At 71.1% G+C, this 18,732-nt stretch carries 15 protein-coding genes and 1 other RNA gene; 5 read left to right on the top strand and 11 right to left on the bottom strand.

The features are described 5' to 3' along the window. Window positions 1–27 precede the first annotated feature (27 nt). The 7 genes from ACIGXX_RS42545 to ftsE form a co-directional block, all read right to left on the bottom strand. Entirely contained in the window at window positions 28–819 is a 792-nt protein-coding gene (locus ACIGXX_RS42545; protein WP_399984401.1) for a collagen-like protein, read from the bottom strand. Then, a complete protein-coding gene (locus ACIGXX_RS42540; protein ID WP_351170992.1) occupies window positions 816–1,088 on the bottom strand; it encodes a hypothetical protein in 273 nt (90 codons plus the stop codon). The genes ACIGXX_RS42545 and ACIGXX_RS42540 overlap by 4 nt, the downstream gene beginning before the upstream one ends. Before the next feature lie 180 nt (window positions 1,089–1,268). Further along, window positions 1,269–1,657, bottom strand: a transfer-messenger RNA (tmRNA) gene (gene ssrA, locus ACIGXX_RS42535). Between the two features lie 110 nt (window positions 1,658–1,767). Then, window positions 1,768–2,289, bottom strand: coding sequence for an SsrA-binding protein SmpB (smpB, locus tag ACIGXX_RS42530; protein ID WP_351170989.1), 522 nt, complete (start codon window positions 2,287–2,289; stop codon window positions 1,768–1,770). Between the two features lie 18 nt (window positions 2,290–2,307). Then, window positions 2,308–3,489: a S41 family peptidase gene (locus tag ACIGXX_RS42525; RefSeq protein WP_399984397.1), complete on the bottom strand. Its 1,182-nt coding sequence runs from the start codon at window positions 3,487–3,489 to the stop codon at window positions 2,308–2,310. Window positions 3,490–3,567: 78 nt separating this feature from the next. Beyond that, the gene (ftsX, locus tag ACIGXX_RS42520; protein WP_351170983.1) at window positions 3,568–4,485 is read right to left on the bottom strand and encodes a permease-like cell division protein FtsX; all 918 of its coding nucleotides are present in this window, start codon (window positions 4,483–4,485) and stop codon (window positions 3,568–3,570) included. A 43-nt stretch (window positions 4,486–4,528) separates the two neighbouring features. Further along, window positions 4,529–5,218 carry a cell division ATP-binding protein FtsE gene (gene ftsE, locus ACIGXX_RS42515; protein ID WP_030788113.1) on the bottom strand — a complete coding sequence of 230 codons (690 nt, stop codon included), beginning with the start codon at window positions 5,216–5,218 and terminating at the stop codon, window positions 4,529–4,531. Between the two features lie 240 nt (window positions 5,219–5,458). On the opposite strand from ftsE, the gene ACIGXX_RS42510 reads away from it, so the two are divergent. Beyond that, complete coding sequence (locus ACIGXX_RS42510; RefSeq protein WP_351170980.1) at window positions 5,459–5,653, top strand: hypothetical protein; 195 nt, start codon at window positions 5,459–5,461, stop codon at window positions 5,651–5,653. Window positions 5,654–5,779: 126 nt separating this feature from the next. On the opposite strand, the gene ACIGXX_RS42505 is transcribed toward ACIGXX_RS42510, so the two are convergent. The 4 genes from ACIGXX_RS42505 to ACIGXX_RS42490 form a co-directional block, all read right to left on the bottom strand. After that, window positions 5,780–6,469 carry a hypothetical protein gene (locus tag ACIGXX_RS42505; RefSeq protein ID WP_351170977.1) on the bottom strand — a complete coding sequence of 230 codons (690 nt, stop codon included), beginning with the start codon at window positions 6,467–6,469 and terminating at the stop codon, window positions 5,780–5,782. Between the two features lie 270 nt (window positions 6,470–6,739). Then, window positions 6,740–7,846 (bottom strand): peptide chain release factor 2, encoded by a 1,107-nt coding sequence (prfB, locus tag ACIGXX_RS42500; protein ID WP_351170974.1) that lies wholly within the window; start codon window positions 7,844–7,846, stop codon window positions 6,740–6,742. Between the two features lie 321 nt (window positions 7,847–8,167). Beyond that, window positions 8,168–9,403: a serine/threonine-protein kinase gene (locus ACIGXX_RS42495; protein ID WP_351170971.1), complete on the bottom strand. Its 1,236-nt coding sequence runs from the start codon at window positions 9,401–9,403 to the stop codon at window positions 8,168–8,170. Window positions 9,404–9,544: 141 nt separating this feature from the next. Beyond that, entirely contained in the window at window positions 9,545–11,200 is a 1,656-nt protein-coding gene (locus ACIGXX_RS42490; protein WP_351170968.1) for a serine/threonine-protein kinase, read from the bottom strand. Window positions 11,201–11,614: 414 nt separating this feature from the next. Between ACIGXX_RS42490 and ACIGXX_RS42485 the strand changes: the two genes are divergently transcribed. The 4 genes from ACIGXX_RS42485 (at window position 11,615) to ACIGXX_RS42470 (ending at window position 18,713) form a co-directional block, all read left to right on the top strand. Next, the gene (locus tag ACIGXX_RS42485) at window positions 11,615–14,824 is read left to right on the top strand and encodes an FHA domain-containing protein (protein WP_399984388.1); all 3,210 of its coding nucleotides are present in this window, start codon (window positions 11,615–11,617) and stop codon (window positions 14,822–14,824) included. A gap of 262 nt (window positions 14,825–15,086) precedes the next feature. Beyond that, window positions 15,087–16,481: an ABC transporter substrate-binding protein gene (locus ACIGXX_RS42480; RefSeq protein WP_351170963.1), complete on the top strand. Its 1,395-nt coding sequence runs from the start codon at window positions 15,087–15,089 to the stop codon at window positions 16,479–16,481. Window positions 16,482–16,485: 4 nt separating this feature from the next. Continuing rightward, window positions 16,486–17,835 (top strand): carbohydrate ABC transporter permease, encoded by a 1,350-nt coding sequence (locus tag ACIGXX_RS42475; RefSeq protein WP_383822293.1) that lies wholly within the window; start codon window positions 16,486–16,488, stop codon window positions 17,833–17,835. Next, window positions 17,832–18,713, top strand: coding sequence for a carbohydrate ABC transporter permease (locus ACIGXX_RS42470; RefSeq protein ID WP_351170960.1), 882 nt, complete (start codon window positions 17,832–17,834; stop codon window positions 18,711–18,713). Before ACIGXX_RS42475 ends, ACIGXX_RS42470 begins: the two co-directional genes overlap by 4 nt. Window positions 18,714–18,732: the final 19 nt, after the last annotated feature.

Raw genomic sequence — 18,732 nt, 5'->3', positions numbered from 1 at the left:
GGCGGGCCGTGCGGGGTCCGGCGGGGGTCACGCCGTCGCGGGATCACGGCGGCGCCGGGGCAGGAGCGCCGCCAGGAGCAGGACGGCCGGGGCGGGGTCCGCGGGGGTCACGCCGACGCGGCGGCAGACCAGGGCGTCGGGGTCGCCCGGAGGCTGCTGGAGGCTGTAGCCGCCGGGGCAGGAGGGACCGGCGTCGCCCGCCTCCCCCTTGGGGCCACGCTCGCCGGGCGGACCCGCGGGGCCCGTGGGACCGGCGGGGCCTTCGGGACCCGTGGCGCCGCCCGCACCGTCGGAGCCGTGGGCGCCGTCAGCGCCCGGCGGCCCCGCCGCCCCCGCCGGTCCTTCCGGTCCTCGCTCGCCGTTCGTGCCGTCGGAGCCGTCCGCCCCGGCCCGGCCCGGCTCACCGCCCGCTCCCGGTTCCCCGGGCGCTCCCGCCTCGCCCCGGTCCCCCGTCCAGCCGCCGCTCCCCGGGGCTCCCTTCTCGCCCTGTTTGCCGTCCTCGCCCCGTGAGCCCGGCGCGCCGGGCGTCCCGGGCACCCGCGCCCGGGACGGGAGGTCGTCGACGGCGTCGGAGGGGTCGGGCGCGGCAGGGGTGTCGCCGTGGGCGCGGACCTGTGCCCGCAGGGTCCGTACGTCGCGGGCCAGGGTGGACACGGCCTCGCCGCGCCGGTCCGTCTCGGCGGCGAGCCGGTCGGCGCGGCGGTCACCGGCGTCGATACGGGCCCACAGGAGCGCCGCGACGCCGCTGAGGGCGACCAGGACACAGACGAGGAAGACGGTGCGCCACCGACGGGCCAGGAGTCGCTCGAGCTTGATCACGAAGTGCCTCCGAGCCGTTGGTTGTCGATGAGCAACCTGGCGATCTCGCTCTGGTCATGGGCGTGCAGTGCGTTCAACTCGGCGAGTTTCGTGTCGCGTTCGGCCACCTGGCGCTCCAGCCGGTCGCGCTCCGTCTGGAGCTTCTCCGTGAGGCTGGAGTAGCCGAGGAGCGCGTTCTCGCCGCGCTTGCCGAGATAGGCCACCACTGCCGCGCCCAGAACTCCGAGGCTGGCGAGAAGGGAACCTAAAAGAGTGACGGTGGCATCCAAGCGACTGCCTCCTGCACTTGCGTACTCGGCCGGGCTGCTGTCGCGCCCGGCCGTTTGGGAACCTGCACTCGCATGCAGTAACGAGTCACATGCCCAGAGGATGTGCCCGACCGCTCCGTGCCCCGCACACGGAAGAAGCCCCCTGACCAGTGGCCAGAGGGCTTCAACCTCACATGGGAATTGTGGAGATGGCGGGAATCGAACCCGCGTCCAACGGTGCAAAAGGAGGGCTTCTCCGAGCGCAGTTCGCTACGATTTTCTCGGCCCCGGTGATCTCGCGAACAAGTCTCCGACGGGCCCAGTCACTGTTTGATTTCCCGCCGAACCCCGTGACCGGGTTCGACGGTTTAGTTCCCTAAATTATGCCAGGATCCGGGTCGGGAACACCCCCGGGCTGACACCCATTAAGGGTCCTTCACTCACTGCTAATTAAGCAGCGAGGGCGAAGGACTGGGAATCGCTCTTGGAATTGGCGATTATTGGTTGCGACAGGTGGTTTACGAGATCATTGTCGCTTCCTCGGCTCGCTTCCCCTGCTTCGACATCCGCTGTCGAAACCGATCATCCCCATGTTTTTTTATCAAACCGCGCCCCGGCTGTGCGGGGCAGTGCCCATCGTACGTGACCAACGCCCGACGGGGCCAGCCAATTCCCGCGCGGCCCGTCCGGGCCCCGTGGGCTAGGCGCTGCGCTGGCGCTTCTTGACCTCGGCGACCGCGCGGTTCGTCTCACGCAGGTCCTGCTTCTCCTTGAGTGTCTGGCGCTTGTCGTACTCCTTCTTGCCCTTGGCGAGCGCGATCTCGACCTTGACCCGGCTGTCCTTGAAGTACAGGGCCAGGGGCACGATCGTGTGACCCGTCTCCTGCGACTTGGACTCCAGCTTGTCGATCTCGGCCCGGTGCATCAGGAGCTTGCGCTTGCGCGTGGCGGAGTGGTTGGTCCAGGTGCCCTGCACGTACTCCGGGACGTGGATGTTGTGCAGCCACGCCTCGCCGCCGTCGATGTGCACGAAGCCGTCCACCAGGGAGGCCCTGCCCATCCGCAGCGACTTGACCTCGGTGCCCATCAGGACGAGGCCGCACTCGTACGTGTCGATGATGTGGTAGTCGTGCCGCGCCTTCTTGTTCTGCGCGACCATCTTCCGGGCCGGGGCCTTCTCGGCGGCCTTCGCGGCCTTGCGCTTTACCTTTTCTTTCGCCATAGTCAGGCCATTTTCGCACTACGAGGGGGGTCCGAGGCCAGTCAATACTGTCTCGGCCCTCGTCTCGGCGCCGTCCTCGACCTCCAGGTCCGGCGTGATGCCCCTGCCGTCGACCGCCTGCCCCGAAGGAGTGCGGTAGTGCCCCACCGTCAGCTCGGCGACCGAGCCGTCGGGCAGCCGGCTCGGCATCTGGACCGAGCCCTTGCCAAAGGTCCTGGAGCCCACCACGACCGCGCGGCCGCGGTCCTGCAGGGCGCCCGTGAGCAGCTCGGCCGCGCTCATCGTGCCGCCGTCGACCAGCGCGACCACGGGTCTGGTGGTGTCACCGCCCCGCTCGGCGTGCAGGGCCTTCTGCCGGCCGCGTACGTCGTACGTCGCCACCAGGCCGCCGTCGACGAGCCCCGAGGCCGCCGTGACCGCCTCCGACACCAGGCCCCCGGAGTTGCCGCGCAGGTCGAGCAGGATTCCGGCGCCCTTGGGGGCGTCGCGCACCGCGGAGCGCACGCGCTCGCCCGCGCCCTTGGTGAAGGACTCGACCTTGATCAGGACGGCGCCGCCCGCCAGCCGCGTGACCGTGACGGAGTCCGTGGAGAGGCGGGCCCGGTGCAGCGTCTCGCTCCACGCGCGCGTGCCCCGCTCCAGACCGAGCGCGACCGGGGTGCCGGCGCGGGCACCGCGCAGCAGGGACACGACCTCGGTGACGGGGAGACCCGCGACACGCTTGCCGTCGATGCTCCGCAGCCGGTCGCCCTCGCGGATGCCGGCCCGCTCGGCGGGGCCGTCGCGCTGGACCCGGGAGACCTCGATGCGTCCGTCGGCCGCGCGCCTGGCCCAGAGGCCGACGCCGGTGTACGCGCCGTCGAGGGCCTGCTCGAACTCCTGGTACTCCCCGGGGGAGTACACCGATCCCCAGCGGTCGCCGCTGCGGCTCACGGCGTCCTCGGCGGCCTTCTTGCCGGACTTGCCGTCGGCCATCGCCTCGGCCGCGGCATCGGCGGCTTCGTCGGCGGCGTCACCGGACGCGACGACGGAACGGGTGGACGGAGCAGGTGACTTCCGGCCTTCGCCGTTCGCCTCGGTCCAGGACCCGGTGGCCGCACCGGTGGCGAGCACGCTCGCGAACACCAATGTCAGGGTCGCCCCGCGGCGGATGCGGCGGGGCCGGGAGAGCCGGTCGCAAAACCGGTCGGGGCCTGACATGCCGGTGAGTCTAGGACAACGAAGGGCGCCGTACGGTCGGTTGAACCGTACAGCGCCCCTTTGAACAGGCGGGTCTTGTCACACCTTGAGGTACTTGCGCAACGCGAAGAAGGCGGCGAGCGCGGGCATCAGCAGACTGATGGCGAGCACCAGAGGCAGCTTGGTCAGGACCGCGTCCCATCCGATGAAGTTGATCAGATTCAGCTTCTCGGAGAGCGCGAGACCGTGATCGATGAGGAAGTACCGGCCCACGAGGAGCATCCCGCAGGCGACAGCGCCACCGATGAGACCGGCGACGGCGGCCTCCATGATGAACGGCATCTGGATGTAGAAGCTCGATGCGCCGACGAGTCGCATGATCCCGGTTTCACGTCTCCGGCTGAACGCCGAGACGCGCACCGTGTTGACGATCAGCATCAGCGCGACGACGAGCATCAGCGCCATCACCGCGAGCGCCGCCCAGTTCATGCCGTTGAGCAGCCCGAAGAGGTTCTCCAGGATGCCCTTCTGGTCCTGCACGGACTGCACGCCGTCACGCCCGGAGAAGGCGGTCGCGACCACCTGGTACTTCTCCGGGTCCTCCAGCTTGACGCGGTACGACTCCTGCATCTGGTCCGGCGTGAGCGAGCTGGACAGCGGGGAGTCGCCGAACTGCTCCTTGTAGTGCTTGTACGCCTGGTCGGCCGATTCGTACTCGACCTTCTCCACGACGGGCATCTTCTCCAGGTCGGTCTTGACCTGTTCCTTCTGCTCGTTCGTGACCGCGCCCTTGGCGCACTTCGGGTCCTGCTCCGCGTCGGCCTTGTTGCAGAGGAAGATCGATACGTTGACCTTGTCGTACCAGAAGCCCTTCATCGTGCTCACCTGGTCACGCATGAGCAGCGAGCCGCCGAACAGGGCGAGCGAGAGGGCCACGGAGACGATGACCGCGAAGGTCATCGTGAGATTACGGCGGAGACCGACGCCGATCTCCGACAGGACGAACTGGGCGCGCATGGCTCCCTTTCAGTGGATCAGTGCAGTGGATCAGTACGGGTCGTCAGTGCTGGTAGCCGTAGACGCCGCGCGACTGGTCGCGGACGAGACGGCCCTTCTCCAGCTCGATGACCCGCTTGCGCATCTGGTCCACGATCTGCTGGTCGTGGGTCGCCATGACGACGGTCGTGCCGGTCCGGTTGATCCGGTCGAGCAGCTTCATGATGCCGACCGAAGTCTGCGGGTCGAGGTTGCCGGTCGGCTCGTCGGCGATCAGGAGCTTCGGGCGGTTGACGAAGGCTCGCGCGATCGCCACCCGCTGCTGCTCACCACCGGAGAGCTCGCCGGGCATCCGGTCCTCCTTGCCGCCGAGACCGACGAGGTCGAGGACCTGGGGCACGGACTTGCGGATCTCGCCGCGGGACTTGCCGATGACTTCCTGCGCGAAGGCGACGTTCTCGCCGACGGTCTTGTTCGGAAGGAGACGGAAGTCCTGGAAGACGGTGCCCAACTGGCGCCGCATGTGCGGCACCTTGAAGTTGGAGAGGCGGGCGAGGTCCTTGCCCAGGACGTGCACCTGGCCGTGGCTGGTGCGCTCCTCACGGAGGACGAGCCGCAGGAAGGTGGACTTTCCGGAGCCGGAGGAGCCCACCAGGAAGACGAACTCGCCCTTCTCGATCTCCAGAGAGACATCCCGGAGGGCGGGCCGGGTCTGCTTGGGGTAGGCCTTGGAGACGTTGTCGAATCGGATCACGGATGCACCACGGGTAGCCGGGGGTAGGTGAGCGTGACCATACGCGAAGCGGGTACGAGAGCGCAGTCAGCGTCCTGAGTTGCGCGAATTGTCGCGGATATACCACGGAACGTAACAGTCTGAAACCGACGAGGACGGGCGGGCCGCGCCGAAATTCGTGGAAGCTGGCACAGTGGTAGGGGGAACGGTTGCGTTCCCCCTAGCGTTGGGCAGGCTGTAACTGTGCGGGAGGAGAAGCGCATGACCCATGACAGGTTGGTGTGCGCGAACTGCGCGGGGCCCGTGAGTGAAGGCCGCTGCCCCGTGTGCCGGGCCAGCCGCGAGCGCCTGCAGCAGCAGGAGGGGCCGTTCGGCGGCCTCAGCCCCGCGGCGCTCATAGGGGTGCTCGTCGTGCTGATCGCGGCGATGGCCCTGCTGGCGCACCAGACCGCTTAGCGCGCCCGAGGCACGCAACCAGGACACCCAGAAGGGCCCGGAGCTGGCTGCTCCGGGCCCTTCTGTCATGCCGTGTCCGTCATGTCGTGCGTCGCGTACGTCTCAGTACCGCGATGTGTGCCTTGGTCAGGCAGCGGCGCCGCGGGTGCCGACGAAGCGCGGCAGAACGCGGAAGCCGATGCCGCCGGCGATCATCGTCGCGGCGCCGATCAGCAGGAACGTGGTCTCGGCGGCGCCCGTCTCGGCGAGCTCGCCCTTGTCGGCCTTGTCACCCTGCTCGACCGGGGCGGAGCCCGTGTCGGTCAGGCTGTCCTTGCCCTTGCCCTGCTCGACGGGGTTGGAGCCGCCGTCGGGGTCGTTGTCGTTGCCGCCGGTGCCGTTGCCGCCGCCGGTGCCGTTGCCGTTACCGGGGTCGCTGGGGTCCTCGGTGGGCGTACCCGGGTCCGTCGGGTCCTCGGTGGGCGTGCCCGGGTCCGTCGGGTCCTCGGTCGGCTCCGTGGGCTCCTCGGTGGGCTCGGTCGGCTCGTCCGTGGGGTCCGTCGGGTCCGTCGGGTCCGTGGGGTCCGTCGGGTCCGTGGGAATGTCCGTCGGGTCCGTGGGATCGGTGGGCTCGTCGGTCGGGTCTTCTTCGTCCTCACCGAGGCCGACGTCGACTCCGATGCCGTTCTCGTCGGCGCTGGCGCTGGCGCTCGCGCCGCCGAGCTCGACGCCGACGTCCAGGGCCGAGGCGGCACCGGCAGCGGTCAGCGAAGCACCGGCGGCGATCACCGCACCGGCAGCTATTCGTGCCACGCGGATCCGCGTCTTCTTGGTCATCTGGCTGCTACCCCCAGTAGCTGATTCGTCAGTGAGGCAGCGCCCGGGACTGCGTTCGTCAGGAGCGCTCTATCCGCCCCCACAGATCACACGCGCCCCAGAGATACGCATGCCGCTCGCGAGCCTTTCCGGTTTCCACAGCAACGTCAAGGTCGTTGCGCGCGCGATGTCTGAAATAGCAGCAGTTGACCGGCGTACGGAGATGTGACTGTGACGTAAAAGGCAACTGCCGCCTCGTGGGCGGCAGTTGCCTTGTCGATAAAGCGGCGCTTACTTCTCCTGCTGCTTGCGCCAGCGAATTCCCGCTTCGAGGAAACCGTCGATCTCGCCGTTGAACACGGACTCGGGGTTGCCCACCTCGAACTCCGTTCGCAGGTCCTTCACCATTTGATAAGGGTGCAGGACGTACGAACGCATCTGGTTGCCCCAGGAGTTGCCGCCGTCCCCCTTGAGGGCGTTCATCTTCGCCTGCTCCTCCTGGCGGCGGCGCTCGAGGAGCTTCGCCTGGAGGACGTTCATCGCGCTCGCCTTGTTCTGGATCTGCGAGCGCTCGTTCTGACAGGAGACGACGATGCCGGTGGGCAGGTGCGTCAGGCGGACCGCGGAGTCGGTCGTGTTCACGCCCTGGCCGCCGGGGCCCGACGAGCGGTAGACGTCGATGCGGAGCTCGGACTCGTCGATCTCGATGTGGTCGGTCTGCTCGACCACCGGGAGGATCTCGACTCCGGCGAAGGAGGTCTGGCGACGGCCCTGGTTGTCGAAGGGCGAGATGCGCACGAGACGGTGCGTGCCCTGCTCGACCGAGAGCGTTCCGTAGGCGTACGGGACCTGGACGGCGAAGGTGGTCGACTTGATGCCGGCCTCTTCCGCGTACGAGGTCTCGTAGAGCTCCGTCTTGTAGCCGTGGCGCTCGGCCCAGCGCAGGTACATGCGCTGCAGCTTCTCGGCGAAGTCCGAGGCGTCCACGCCGCCGGCCTCCGCCCGGACGGTGACGAGCGCCTCACGGGCGTCGTACTCACCGGAGAGGAGGGTGCGGACCTCCATCTCGTCCAGCGCCTTCTTGACGGCCGTGAGCTCGGTCTCGGCCTCGGCGCGGGTGTCCGGGTCGTCCTCCTCCTCGGCCATCTCGAAGAGCACGCTGAGGTCGTCGATACGCCCGCGCAGGGCCTCGGCCTTCCGTACCTCCGCCTGGAGGTGACTCAGCTTGCTGGTGATCTTCTGTGCCGCTTCGGGGTCGTCCCACAGGGACGGCGCCGCCGCCTGCTCCTCGAGCACGGCGATGTCTGCCCTCAGCTTGTCGAGGTCCAGGACGGCCTCGATCGACTCCATGGTCGAGGAGAGGGACTTGAGCTCTTCGGATACATCGACGACTGCCACGGGTCCAGCCTAACGGCTGAGCGCAAGCGGTCTTTCCTCGCGGCTACGGGGGACGGGGTTGCCGCCCCGTCGCGGGGCGGGGCGGCCTTGGCGCGTCTCGCCCCTGCCGGTCGGCCGGGGGATTTCCGTGCCGCCGCTTCGCGGCGGATGTCTCCCGCCCACCCACCCGAGCACCCCGCGGTGGGCAGGGTGGGCAGGGTGGGCAGGGAGTGCGGGGAGGACGGGGACGGCGGGACGGCGGGACGGCGAGGACGGCGGGGACGGCGGGGACGGCGAGGACGGCGGGGACGGCGGGGACGGCGGGGACGGCGGGACGCGAGGTTACGGGGGCGTCGGGGACGAGTTCTTGGTGTCCTGGGGCGTCGCGTCCGCGTCGTCGCCGTTCGTGGCCGCCCAGGTGCCGATGCCCGCCGCCGCCACCAGGACCGCTCCCGCCACGCCCAGCGTGATCCTGCGGCGGCGGGCCGACGCGCGGTGGCGGGCCGAGCCGGGGCGGGCCGCTCCGGAGGCGCGGGGGGCGCGGGCCGTGCCCCGGGCGCCTCCGGCGAGCTCGTCCGGGCCCGGGACGCGCATGGAGGTGTGGGTGTCGCGGTTCGAGTCGGGGGCGGCGCCGGGGACCAGGGGCACCGCTCCGCGGCGCGGGGCGCCCGGGGTGGGCTCCGGCGCGGGCTCCTCCTCCGTCTCCTCCGCCTGCGGCTCCGTGTCCGGCTCGTCCACGTCCAGCGGCGGCATCCCCGCCACCAGCGGCTGCAGCTCCCGCAGCCGTGCCGCGAGCTCCGATGCGCGCAGGCGGGACGCCGGGGCCTTGGCCAGGCACTGGACCATCAGCTGCCAGAGCTCGTCCGGGATGCCGGGGAGCGGGACCACCGTCTCCGTCACGTGGCGGCGCAGGACCGCTCCCGGGTGGCCGCCGCCGAAGGGGGTGAAGCCCGCGAGGAGCTCGTACAGGACCGTCGCGAGCGCGTAGATGTCGACCGCCGCGCGCGGGGGCAGGCCCTCGATGATCTCGGGGGCGAGATAGTCCGGCGTACCGATGATCTTCGTCGCGCGGGTGCGGCGCGGGGAGTCGATCAGCTTGGCGACGCCGAAGTCCGTGAGGAGGGCCGGGTGCGAGCCGCCGGGGCCCAGGGGGCCCTGCATGTCCAGGAGGACGTTCTCCGGCTTCACGTCACGGTGCACGATCTGCGCCGCGTGCGCCGCCGCGAGGCCGTCCGCGACGTCCGCGACGATCGCCACCGCGGCCTCCGGGGCGAGCCGCCGCTCGCGGTCCAGGCGGGTGCGCAGGTCCGTGCCGCGGACCAGGTCCATCACCAGGGCGAGGTCGTTCCCGTCGACCACCAGGTCGTGGACGCCCACCACGCGCGCGTGGTCGAGGCTGAGCAGAGCCGTGCGCTCCTGGACGAAGCGGCCGACGAGCTCCTGGTCCGACGCCAGGTCCTCGCGCAGCAGCTTGATGGCGACGGGACCCTCGGGTCCCTCGCCGAGCCACACCGTGCCGGCGCTGCCCCGACCAAGGATCTGGTGGGCGGTGTACCGGCTGCCGATCTTGCGTGCCAAGACTGCTCCTACGGATGCGTGTTGGCGACAAAGCTACGCGGCCTCGACGCCAACCTTCACTCCAGGAGCAGAAATCACCCCGCAGGTGTCGACAAATCCCCAGAGTCGGGAAGGGATTCGCCCGTCACCGGGCGCGGGCGGCTAGTTGCCGCTCACTTTCCCCATCCAGCCGGCGACCGTGTCGTACCAGTCCGTCAGCTGTTCCCAGTAGCCCTTCGTCGTGCCGATCCACTCCTGGAGCGGGCTCAGCTCCCAGACGAGCCAGCTCGCCACGAAGAGGATGATCAGCGTGAAGAGACAACCCTTGAGGCAGCCGAGACCCGGGATCTTCATCCGGTTCGGGTTCGAGCCGCGCTGCCTGGGTTCCCTGGGCTCACGCGGCGGGCGTCCCGCGGGCGGCTGCTGGGGCGGCGTCTGCTGCGGCGGCGCGTACTGCTGCTGGGGCTGGGGGGCGTACTGCTGCTGCGGACGCTGGGGCTGGCGCTGCTGCTGCGGCGCGTACTGCTGGGGGCGCTGCTGCGGCTGCGGCTGCTGCACCTGGCGCTGGGGGCGGCGACGGCGCAGCGGGTCTTCGTTGGGGTCCAGGTACGACTGGACCTGCGTCTGTTCGTTGCGGTCGCGGGCCGCCCGCATCTGGTTCTGCCAGGGGTGCGGGTCGTTCGGGTCGGTGCCGGGCCGGTTCGGCGGCACCGGCGGCATGACGGCCGTCGGGTCGGCCGCGCCGCGGCTGCCGCTGGGGAGCACGGACGTGGGGTCCGCGTCACCGGCGCCGCCGGTGCTCTGCATGACGCTCGTCGCCGCGTTCGGATCGAAGGACCCCGCGTTGTTCGGCAGCACCTGGGTGGGGTCGGCCGCGCCCGCCGTGCCCGGCACCATGGCGGGGTCCGGGTCGGGCATGAGGAGGGCGCCCACGCCCTCCGCCGCGGCGATCTGCGCGCTGGACGCGTGCACGCCGACGCCGTCCGCGACGGCCCGCAGGCCGCGCGCGAGGTTCTCCGCGCTGGGACGGTGGTCGGGGTTCTTGCTGAGGCAGCGCTCTATGACCGTCCACAGCGGGTCCGGAACCGTGGAGGGGCGGCGCGGTTCGGCGCTCAGGTGCTGGTGCAGGACCTCCAGGGCCGAGCCGCCGCCGAACGGCGGACGCCCCGTGACGAGCTCGTACAGGAGGATGCCCGCGCCGTAGATGTCGACCGCGCTGGTCTGCGGGCGTCCCTCGGCGGACTCGGGCGCCACGTACGCGGGCGTGCCGACGAATTCGTGGGTGCGGGTCAGGCCCGGGGAGTCGGCCAGGCGCGCGATGCCGAAGTCGGTGAGCATCGGGTGCATCGCACCGTCGGCGTCCTGCTTGAGCAGCACGTTCGCGGGCTTCAGGTCGCGGTGCACGACTCCGTCCGCGTGACTCGCGGCCAGGGCGTCGGCGATCTGGGCGGTCAGGAGGGCCGCCGCGACCGGCGTGAACGGGCCGTTCTCGCGGAGGTAGCGGTGCAGGTCGGGGCCCTCGACCAGGTCCATCACGAGGGCGAGGAGCTCTCCCTCGACGACGAGGTCACGGGTCCGCACGATGTTCGGGTGCGTGAGCCTGAGCAGGACGGAGCGCTCGCGCAGGAAGCGCATCACGATGTCCGCGTCGTTGGCGAGCTCCTCCTTGAGGACCTTGATCGCGACGGTCTCGCCGGGCTGGCCGGCAACGGCCGCCTCGGCACCCGCGGTCTCGCGCTGGCGGGCTCGCCAGACGGTGCCCGTGGCGCCGCGCCCGAGCGGCTCCTCGAGCAGGTACTTGCTGCCTACCGGCCGCACGTCGTGCTCCCTGCTGATGGCTGGTCTGTCCGGACCCGGCTACCCGCCGGAGGGTGTTCCGACCCACTCTAATGCCGCCGAACGGGGCATCGGCCGGTCACTTTCCGACCCGGCCGCCGGTGGCCGGACAGCTGTTCGGTGGAAAGACGCACCACTGGGGCCGTTGGTTGCCGATGGGCGGCGAATTGACCTTCGCCATCCTGCGCCGACCGGCGATCGCAACGGTCCAAGCAGGCACTTTTCCGAGCAGAGCCGACCAATCAAGATCACTTACTGGTGGCCGCCGGGCGTGTTGTCAGTGGCAGGTGCGAAGATGCCTACCTGTTACTGGCCGACATGGCCGTGTGCGGTGGGGGGAATCACAGCGCGAGTCCCCGTGCCCTGCGGCAAGGGCAGAAGGGACCGCTGACGGCGATGCAGATCCGGCTGACCGTCCTCGGGCCGCGCAGCGGCCAGACCGCCGAGCCCCAAGGCCGCCATGTCGTGCCGCGCGGCGCCTGTGACGTGCTGGTCACCGCGCCTCCCGGGACCGCTCTGGCCACCGTCGCCTCCGGTCTCGCCGCCGCGGTCGCGGGCGGCGACGGACCGGTCGTCCTGTACGCGGAGTCGGAGCGGCTCGACGCCCAGCGCTGCACCCTCGGGGAGCCCCCGCTGATCGACGGAGCGGTGCTCTCGCTCGGCTCCCCCGCCGAGCCAGGACCCGAACTGGCGGGAGCCGCCGCCCAGTTGCACGTGGTCGCGGGCCCCGACGCGGGCGGTGTGCACCTCCTGCACGGCGGCCAGATCCGCGTGGGCCGCTCGGCGGACGCGGACGTCCCGCTGGACGACCCGGACGTCTCGCGGCTGCACTGCGCGGTGACGCTCGCCCCGGACGGCCAGGTGACCGTCACGGACCTGGGGTCCACGAACGGCACGACGGTGGACGGCCGCGAGATCACCGACCGCCCGGTGCGCCTCTCCCCCGGCTCCCTGCTGCGGCTCGGCGAGTCCGCGCTGCGCTTCACCGCCGGGGACGGCACGGGCGGCGCGCTGCCGACGGCTGCGGACGGCGAGGGGCACGTGCGCGTGCGGGTCGCCGCGAGCGCCGAAGCTCCCCGGAACGACCCCCGGAGCACTCCCCCCGAAGCGGGCCGCGCACCCTCCGAGGGCACCCACCACGCGTACGGCTCGGCGGGCTGGGGCGCGGCGGGCGAGGGCGCCCAGGGCGGCACGTACGGAACACACGGGGCGTACGGCCGGGCGTCTCTCACCGACGGACCGCTCGTGCCCCAGCAGGGCGGCGCCCCGGAGGCCGAGAGCCACCGCACCGGCACCCCCGCGCGCGGGACGACCGTGCCGCGCGGCCTGCGCAAGCGAAGCGGCCTCTCGGCCTGGGCCCGGCGGCTGACGGGCGCCCGTGACGACGCGTACGGACCGGGCGAGCCCGAAGACGACGCGTACGACACCGGGAGCGGCGCCGCCGCCCCGGAACCGGCGGGCCCCACCCCCGAGGACCTCGCGATGGCCGCCGCCGCGCGCACCCCGGAGTCCTGGCCCGACCCGGCGTCCCTGCTGCTCACGGCGCTCGGTCCGGGCCCCCGGCTCTGGGAGCGCGGACCCGGCCACCCCGAGGCGCTCGCGGTCCGGCTCGGCACGGTCGACCGCGCGAACCCGGACGAGCGGGGCCTGCTGCCCGCCGTCCCCGTGACGGTCAGCCTGCGCGAGGCGGGCGCGCTCGGCCTCGCGGGACCGCGCGAGCGGCTCACGGGCCTGGCCCGTTCCGTCGTCGCCCAGCTCGCGGCGCTGCACTCCCCCGACGCCCTGGAGATCGTGCTGCTCAGCACGGACCGCGCACGGCCGACGCCGGAGCGCGCCGCCGAGTGGTCCTGGCTCGGCTGGCTCCCGCACCTGCGGCCCACGCACGGCCAGGACTGCCGCCTCCTCCTCGCCTACGACCGCGACCAGGCGGCCGCGCGCACGGGAGAGCTGCTGCGGCGCCTCGACGACCATGTGGCGGACAGGGCGGCCGCCGCCGCGACCGCCACCGACAGCTCCGCCGACGGGCCCGCCGTCGGCTCTCCGGACGCCGGGCCACGCACCGTCGTCGTGGTGGACGGCGATCCCGGGTCCGCCGGGCTGCGCGACTCCGTGGTGCGCCTGGCGCGGGAGGGTGCCACCGCCGGGATTCATGTCGTCTGCCTCGCGGAGACCCCTGCCGCGTCACCCGCCTCCCCGGTGTCGGCCACGTACGAAGCCGCCTGCTCGGTGTCGCCCGCCTTCCGCGCCTGCGGTGCCGTCGCGCTGCTCAGCGGCGACGTGGCCACCGCGCTGCGGCTGCTGCGGACCGTGGACGGACAGCCCGCGGGGTACGGAACGGTCGCCGCCGTGGACGCGGTGTCGCAGGCCTGGGCCGAGCGGTTCGCCCGCGCGCTGGCGCCCTTCCGCACGGACGGGGCGCCCGGCGAAGGGCACGCGCGCGTGTCCGCTCCGTTGCCTCAGATGGCGCGGCTCCTCGACGAACTGGGGCTCGCTCGGGCCACTCCCGCGTCCCTGATGGCGCGGTGGGCCGCCGCCGCAGATGATCCCGAGGCGTCGGGTGGGCGGGCCTGGACGGTGCTCGGGGCGGGGCCGCGCGGTCCCGTGGTCGTGGACCTCGCCGCCGAGGGCCCGCATCTGCTGGCCGAGGGCCCTTCGGGGAGCGGTCGTACGGAACTGCTGCGGTCCATCGCCGCCTCGCTGGCCGCCGCGGAGCGGCCGGACCGGCTCGGCATGGTCCTCATCGACGGGCGGGACAGCACCGGCAGCGCCGGCAGCGGGACGAACGGCGGGAACATACGGCTGGTCGAGGGCCTCGCGGTCTGTACGGACCTGCCGCACGTCACCACGCATCTCGCCGCCAACGACCCCGTACGGATGCGGGAGTTCGCCCAGTCGTTGACCGCGGAGCTGAAGCGGCGGGCCGAGCTGCTGGGGCGGCTCGGGTTCGCCGAGTGGCACACGCAGGTGCCTTCGGCCGCGGCTGCGTCCGCGCCTCCGGCCGGTGGGGGCAGCGGCGATCTCGATCCGCCGCCGAGTTCCACGATGCGGCTGCGGCCCGTCGCCGCCGCCCGCAAGGGAGTTGAACCGGGACCGCCGCTGCCTCGGCTCGTCGTGATCGTCGATGACTTCGACGCGCTGCTCTCGCCCGCGCTGGGATCGCCGGGGCGGCCCGCGGCGGGGTCCGTCGTGCGGGCGCTGGAAGCGGTGGCCCGGGACGGGGAGCGGCTCGGGGTGCATCTGGTCGCCACCACCGCGCGTCATGAGCGGACTCCTGAGACGGAGTTGGGGCGGCGGGCGGCGCTGCGGGTCGTCCTGGACGCGGTTTCTCCCGGGCCGGATGAGCCTGCTCCCGGGCGGGGGGAGCTTCGGACCGCCGAGGGGCGGGTGTGCCCCTTCCAGGCAGGGCGGGTCACGGGGCGGATTCCTCGTACGTCCACGTTGCGTCCGACGGTTGTTCCTCTGGAGTGGGAGCGGATGGGCGACCCTCCGACCCGCCGGCCCGTCCGTGAACTCGGCAACGGACCCACGGACTTGGCCCTCCTCGCCAGTGCCCTGGAGCGGGCCGCGCGGTCCGTGTCCGCGGATCAGGTGCCGTCCCTGTTGTGAACCCGCGCCGTGCCGCCCTGCGGAACGCCTGCCCACAACGGGGACGACTCGACCCGCCTGCCCACAACGGGGACGACTCGACCCGCCTGCCCACGACGGAGACGGCGTGCCCGCGGTGCGCGAGCGGACCCGCAGCTCATGACGGCACGTCACAACGCCATCACGATCACCCAGTTGTCATGGTTGGCGCTCTTGCCGCCTCTCCCCGGGCGGGCGTAGACAGACCGCACGGGACTCGTCAGGGCAGAGAAACGGGGCAGTGATGCGCAGCAGTCTTCGAACACGCAGGGCACCGCAACACCGGCGTACCACAGCCAAATTCGCCGCGGCCTTCGTCGCGGGCGCGCTCGCGCTCACCGTCACCGCGTGCGGTGGCGACGACGGCGACGACAAGGACGGCGGGGACAAGGGCGGCGGCAAGGAGAGCGCCGCGGCGGTCAAGCTGCCGAAGCTGGACGGGCAGACCGTCTCGGTCGCCGCCGTATGGGGCGGCTCGGAGCGGAAGGTCTTCCTCAAGGTTCTCGACGAGTTCGAGAAGCGGACCGGGGCCAAGGTCACCTTCGTACCCGCCCAGGACCCCATCATCAGCTTCCTGGAGTCGAAGGTCGCGGGCGGCTCGCCGCCGGACGTCGCCATGCTTCCGCAGGTCGGCGCGATCGAGCAGGCCGTGGAGAACAAGTGGGCCAAGCCGGTCGGGCCCGAGGCGCAGAAGCAGCTCGACAAGAACTACGCGCAGGGCTGGCAGGACCTCGGAGCCGTCGACGACAAGCAGTACGGCGTGTACTTCAAGGCCGCCAACAAGTCCCTGGTCTGGTACAACACCCAGGTCTTCGACAACGCGGGCGCCAAGGAGGCCAAGACCTGGGACGACTTCGTGAAGACGGCCCAGACCGTGTACGACTCCGGCGTACCGCCGATCTCGGTCGCGGGCGCCGACGGCTGGACCCTCACCGACTGGTTCGAGAACATCTACCTCTCGCAGGCGGGCCCGGAGAAGTACGACGACCTGGCCGAGCACGAGATCAAGTGGACGGACCCCTCCGTGAAGGAGGCGCTGACCACGCTCGGCGAGATCTTCGGCAAGAAGGGCTTCGTCGCGGGCGGTGCGGACAAGGCGCTGCAGACCGAGTTCCCCGCCTCCGTGAAGCAGACGTTCACCGGCGGCGACCAGCCCAAGGCGGGCATGGTCTTCGAGGGCGACATGGTCTCGCTGCCCATCTCGGAGACGAAGGCCGAGATCGGCACGGACGCCAAGGTGTTCCCGTTCCCGGCGGTCGGCGACGAGTCTCCCGCGGTGGTCGGCGGTGACGCCGCCGTGGCGCTGAAGGACAGCAAGGGCGCCCAGGCGCTGCTGACCTTCCTCGCGTCGCCGGACTCGGCCAGGATCTGGGCGGAGGCGGGCGGCTTCGTCTCGCCGAACAAGGAGCTCGACCTGGCGGCGTACCCGAACGACGTGCAGCGGGGCATCGCCAAGGCCCTGATCGCGGCGGGCGACGACATCCGCTACGACATGTCCGACCAGGCCCCGCAGGCCTTCGGCGGCACGCCGGGCAAGGGCGAGTGGAAGGCGCTGCAGGACTTCCTGAAGAACCCGAAGGACGTGGCGGGCACGCAGAAGGCTCTGGAGACGGCCGCCGCCGCGGCCTACAAGGACTGACGCGATGGCGTCCGCGAACGCCGGGGGCACGCCGAACGTGGCGCTGCCCCCGGCGCCCAAACCGCGCAAGAGCGTGACCGGGACGCGCAAATCCGTGGCGGTGCTCTTCCTGGCACCCGCCCTGGTGCTGCTCGGCGCGCTCGTCCTCTACCCCATCGGGTACTCCGTCTTCCGCAGCTTCTTCGACAAGTCGGGCGACTTCACGGCGTTCGGCAACTACAAGACGCTCTTCACGGACGACACCATCCTGACCGCGATCAAGAACAACGCGATCTGGGTGGTGGTCGCCCCGACGGTCGCGACCGGTCTCGGCCTGATCTTCGCCGTGCTCACCGAACGAATCCGCTGGGGCACGGCGTTCAAGCTGGTCATCTTCATGCCGATGGCGATCTCGATGCTCGCGGCCGGCATCATCTTCCGTCTCGTGTACGAGTCGGACCCCGACCGGGGTGTGGCCAACGCCGTCATGGTGGGGGTGCACGACACCTTCGTCGAGTCGTCCGCCTTCCCGCAGGCGCATCCCAGTACGCAGTCACCGCTGAAGTCGGCGGGCAAAGGCGCCTTCATCACCCGCAAGCCGGTCAGCGTGGGCACTCCGGTGGTCCTGCCGCTGACCGGTGTCGCGCCGGACGACATGCCGGACGGCGCGAAGTCCGCCGCGGCCGCGGAGCCGGACCCCGACAAGGTCACCGGCACGGCCTGGCAGGACTTCACGCGCGGCAAGGGCCGGGGCGAGGTGAACGCGCCGGACAAGGCCGAGTTCGGCTATCCCGGGATCAAGATCGAGGCCGTCAAGGACGGCAAGGTGGTGGCATCGGCCAAGGCGGCGGACGACGGCACCTTCGCGCTTCCCAAGGAGGCCGACGGGGCCCAGCTCCGCTTCCCCGAGTCGAACTTCCGCGAGCCGTACAACGGCGTGGACTGGCTCGGCCCCTCCCTGATCACACCGGCGGTCATCGGCTCGTACCTGTGGATCTGGGTGGGCTTCGCGATGGTCCTGATCGCGGCCGGTCTCGCGAGCGTGCCGCGTGAGCTCCTGGAGGCCGCCCGCGTGGACGGCGCCAACGAGTGGCAGGTGTTCCGCAGGATCACGGTGCCGATCCTGGCGCCGGTGCTCGCGGTGGTGGCGGTCACGCTCATGATCAACGTACTGAAGATCTTCGACCTGATCTTCATCATCGCGCCGAACTCCTCGAAGGACGACGCGAACGTCCTGGCGCTCCAGCTCTACAACTCCGCGTTCCTCGACAAGGATTCGGGCGTGGCGAGCGCGATCGCCGTACTGCTCTTCCTCCTCGTGATCCCGGTGATGCTCTTCAACGTGCGGCGACTTCGGCGGGAGGCTCGGCGATGACCACCCAAGTCGAAGTGGTGAAGGCGAAGCAGTCGCTCGGCGGGCGGATCGCCTCCGTCCTGAGCGGCAGCCTGGTCCGCGTCTTCCTCGTGATCGTCGGGCTCTTCTGGCTGGTGCCGACGGTCGGTCTGCTGCTCGGCTCGCTGCGCACGTCGGCCGACATGGCGGAGAGCGGCTGGTGGAAGGTCTTCACCACGCCGTCGCAGATGACGCTGGACAACTACTCGAACCTGCTCAAGGACGAGACGATCACCGACTCGATCCTGTCCAGCATCATGATCACCGTCCCGGCGACGCTGCTCGTCGTGATCATCGGGTCCCTCGCCGGATACGCCTTCGCGTGGATGGAGTTCCCGGGCCGCGACTGGTGGTTCCTCGGGGTCGTCGGGCTGCTCGTGGTGCCCGTGCAGGTGGCGCTGCTCCCGGTGTCGAAGATCTTCGGCGCGATCGGCATCTTCGAGACGACGATCGGCGTGGTCGTCTTCCACGTGGCCTTCGGGCTGCCGTTCGCGATCTTCCTGCTGCGGAACTTCTTCGCGGAGATCCCGCGCGAACTCCTGGAGGCGGCACGCCTGGACGGAGCCGGTGAACTGCGGCTCTTCTTCCGGGTCGTGATGCCGCTAGGCGCTCCGGCGATCGCCTCGCTCGGCATCTTCCAGTTCCTCTGGGTCTGGAACGACATGCTGATCGCGCTGATCTTCGCCGACTCCCAGAGCCCGCCGATCACGGTCGCGCTCCAGCAGCAGGTGCGCTCCTTCGGCGACAACGTGCAGATCCTGGCGCCCGGCGCGTTCATCTCGATGGTGATCCCGCTGGCCGTGTTCTTCGCGTTCCAGCGGCAGTTCGTGTCCGGCGTGATGGCGGGCGCGGTCAAGTAGCGGCCGGGCGGACGATCAT

This window comes from Streptomyces sp. NPDC055243 (assembly GCF_044544025.1).
Lineage (GTDB): Bacteria > Actinomycetota > Actinomycetes > Streptomycetales > Streptomycetaceae > Streptomyces.
Note: the sequence above shows the minus strand (reverse complement) of the source record. Positions and strands in the feature narration are given on the sequence as shown.

What these genes read in the sequence shown, in the direction of transcription:
- smpB (WP_351170989.1), bottom strand. Translation starts at nt 2,289, where the DNA reads ATGGCGAAAGAAAAGGTAAAGCGCAAGGCCGCGAAGGCCGCCGAGAAG.
- ACIGXX_RS42525 (WP_399984397.1), bottom strand. Translation starts at nt 3,489, where the DNA reads ATGTCAGGCCCCGACCGGTTTTGCGACCGGCTCTCCCGGCCCCGCCGC.
- ftsX (WP_351170983.1), bottom strand. Translation starts at nt 4,485, where the DNA reads ATGCGCGCCCAGTTCGTCCTGTCGGAGATCGGCGTCGGTCTCCGCCGT.
- ACIGXX_RS42510 (WP_351170980.1), top strand. Translation starts at nt 5,459, where the DNA reads ATGACCCATGACAGGTTGGTGTGCGCGAACTGCGCGGGGCCCGTGAGT.
- ACIGXX_RS42505 (WP_351170977.1), bottom strand. Translation starts at nt 6,469, where the DNA reads ATGACCAAGAAGACGCGGATCCGCGTGGCACGAATAGCTGCCGGTGCG.
- ACIGXX_RS42485 (WP_399984388.1), top strand. Translation starts at nt 11,615, where the DNA reads ATGCAGATCCGGCTGACCGTCCTCGGGCCGCGCAGCGGCCAGACCGCC.
- ACIGXX_RS42480 (WP_351170963.1), top strand. Translation starts at nt 15,087, where the DNA reads ATGCGCAGCAGTCTTCGAACACGCAGGGCACCGCAACACCGGCGTACC.
- ACIGXX_RS42475 (WP_383822293.1), top strand. Translation starts at nt 16,486, where the DNA reads ATGGCGTCCGCGAACGCCGGGGGCACGCCGAACGTGGCGCTGCCCCCG.
- ACIGXX_RS42470 (WP_351170960.1), top strand. Translation starts at nt 17,832, where the DNA reads ATGACCACCCAAGTCGAAGTGGTGAAGGCGAAGCAGTCGCTCGGCGGG.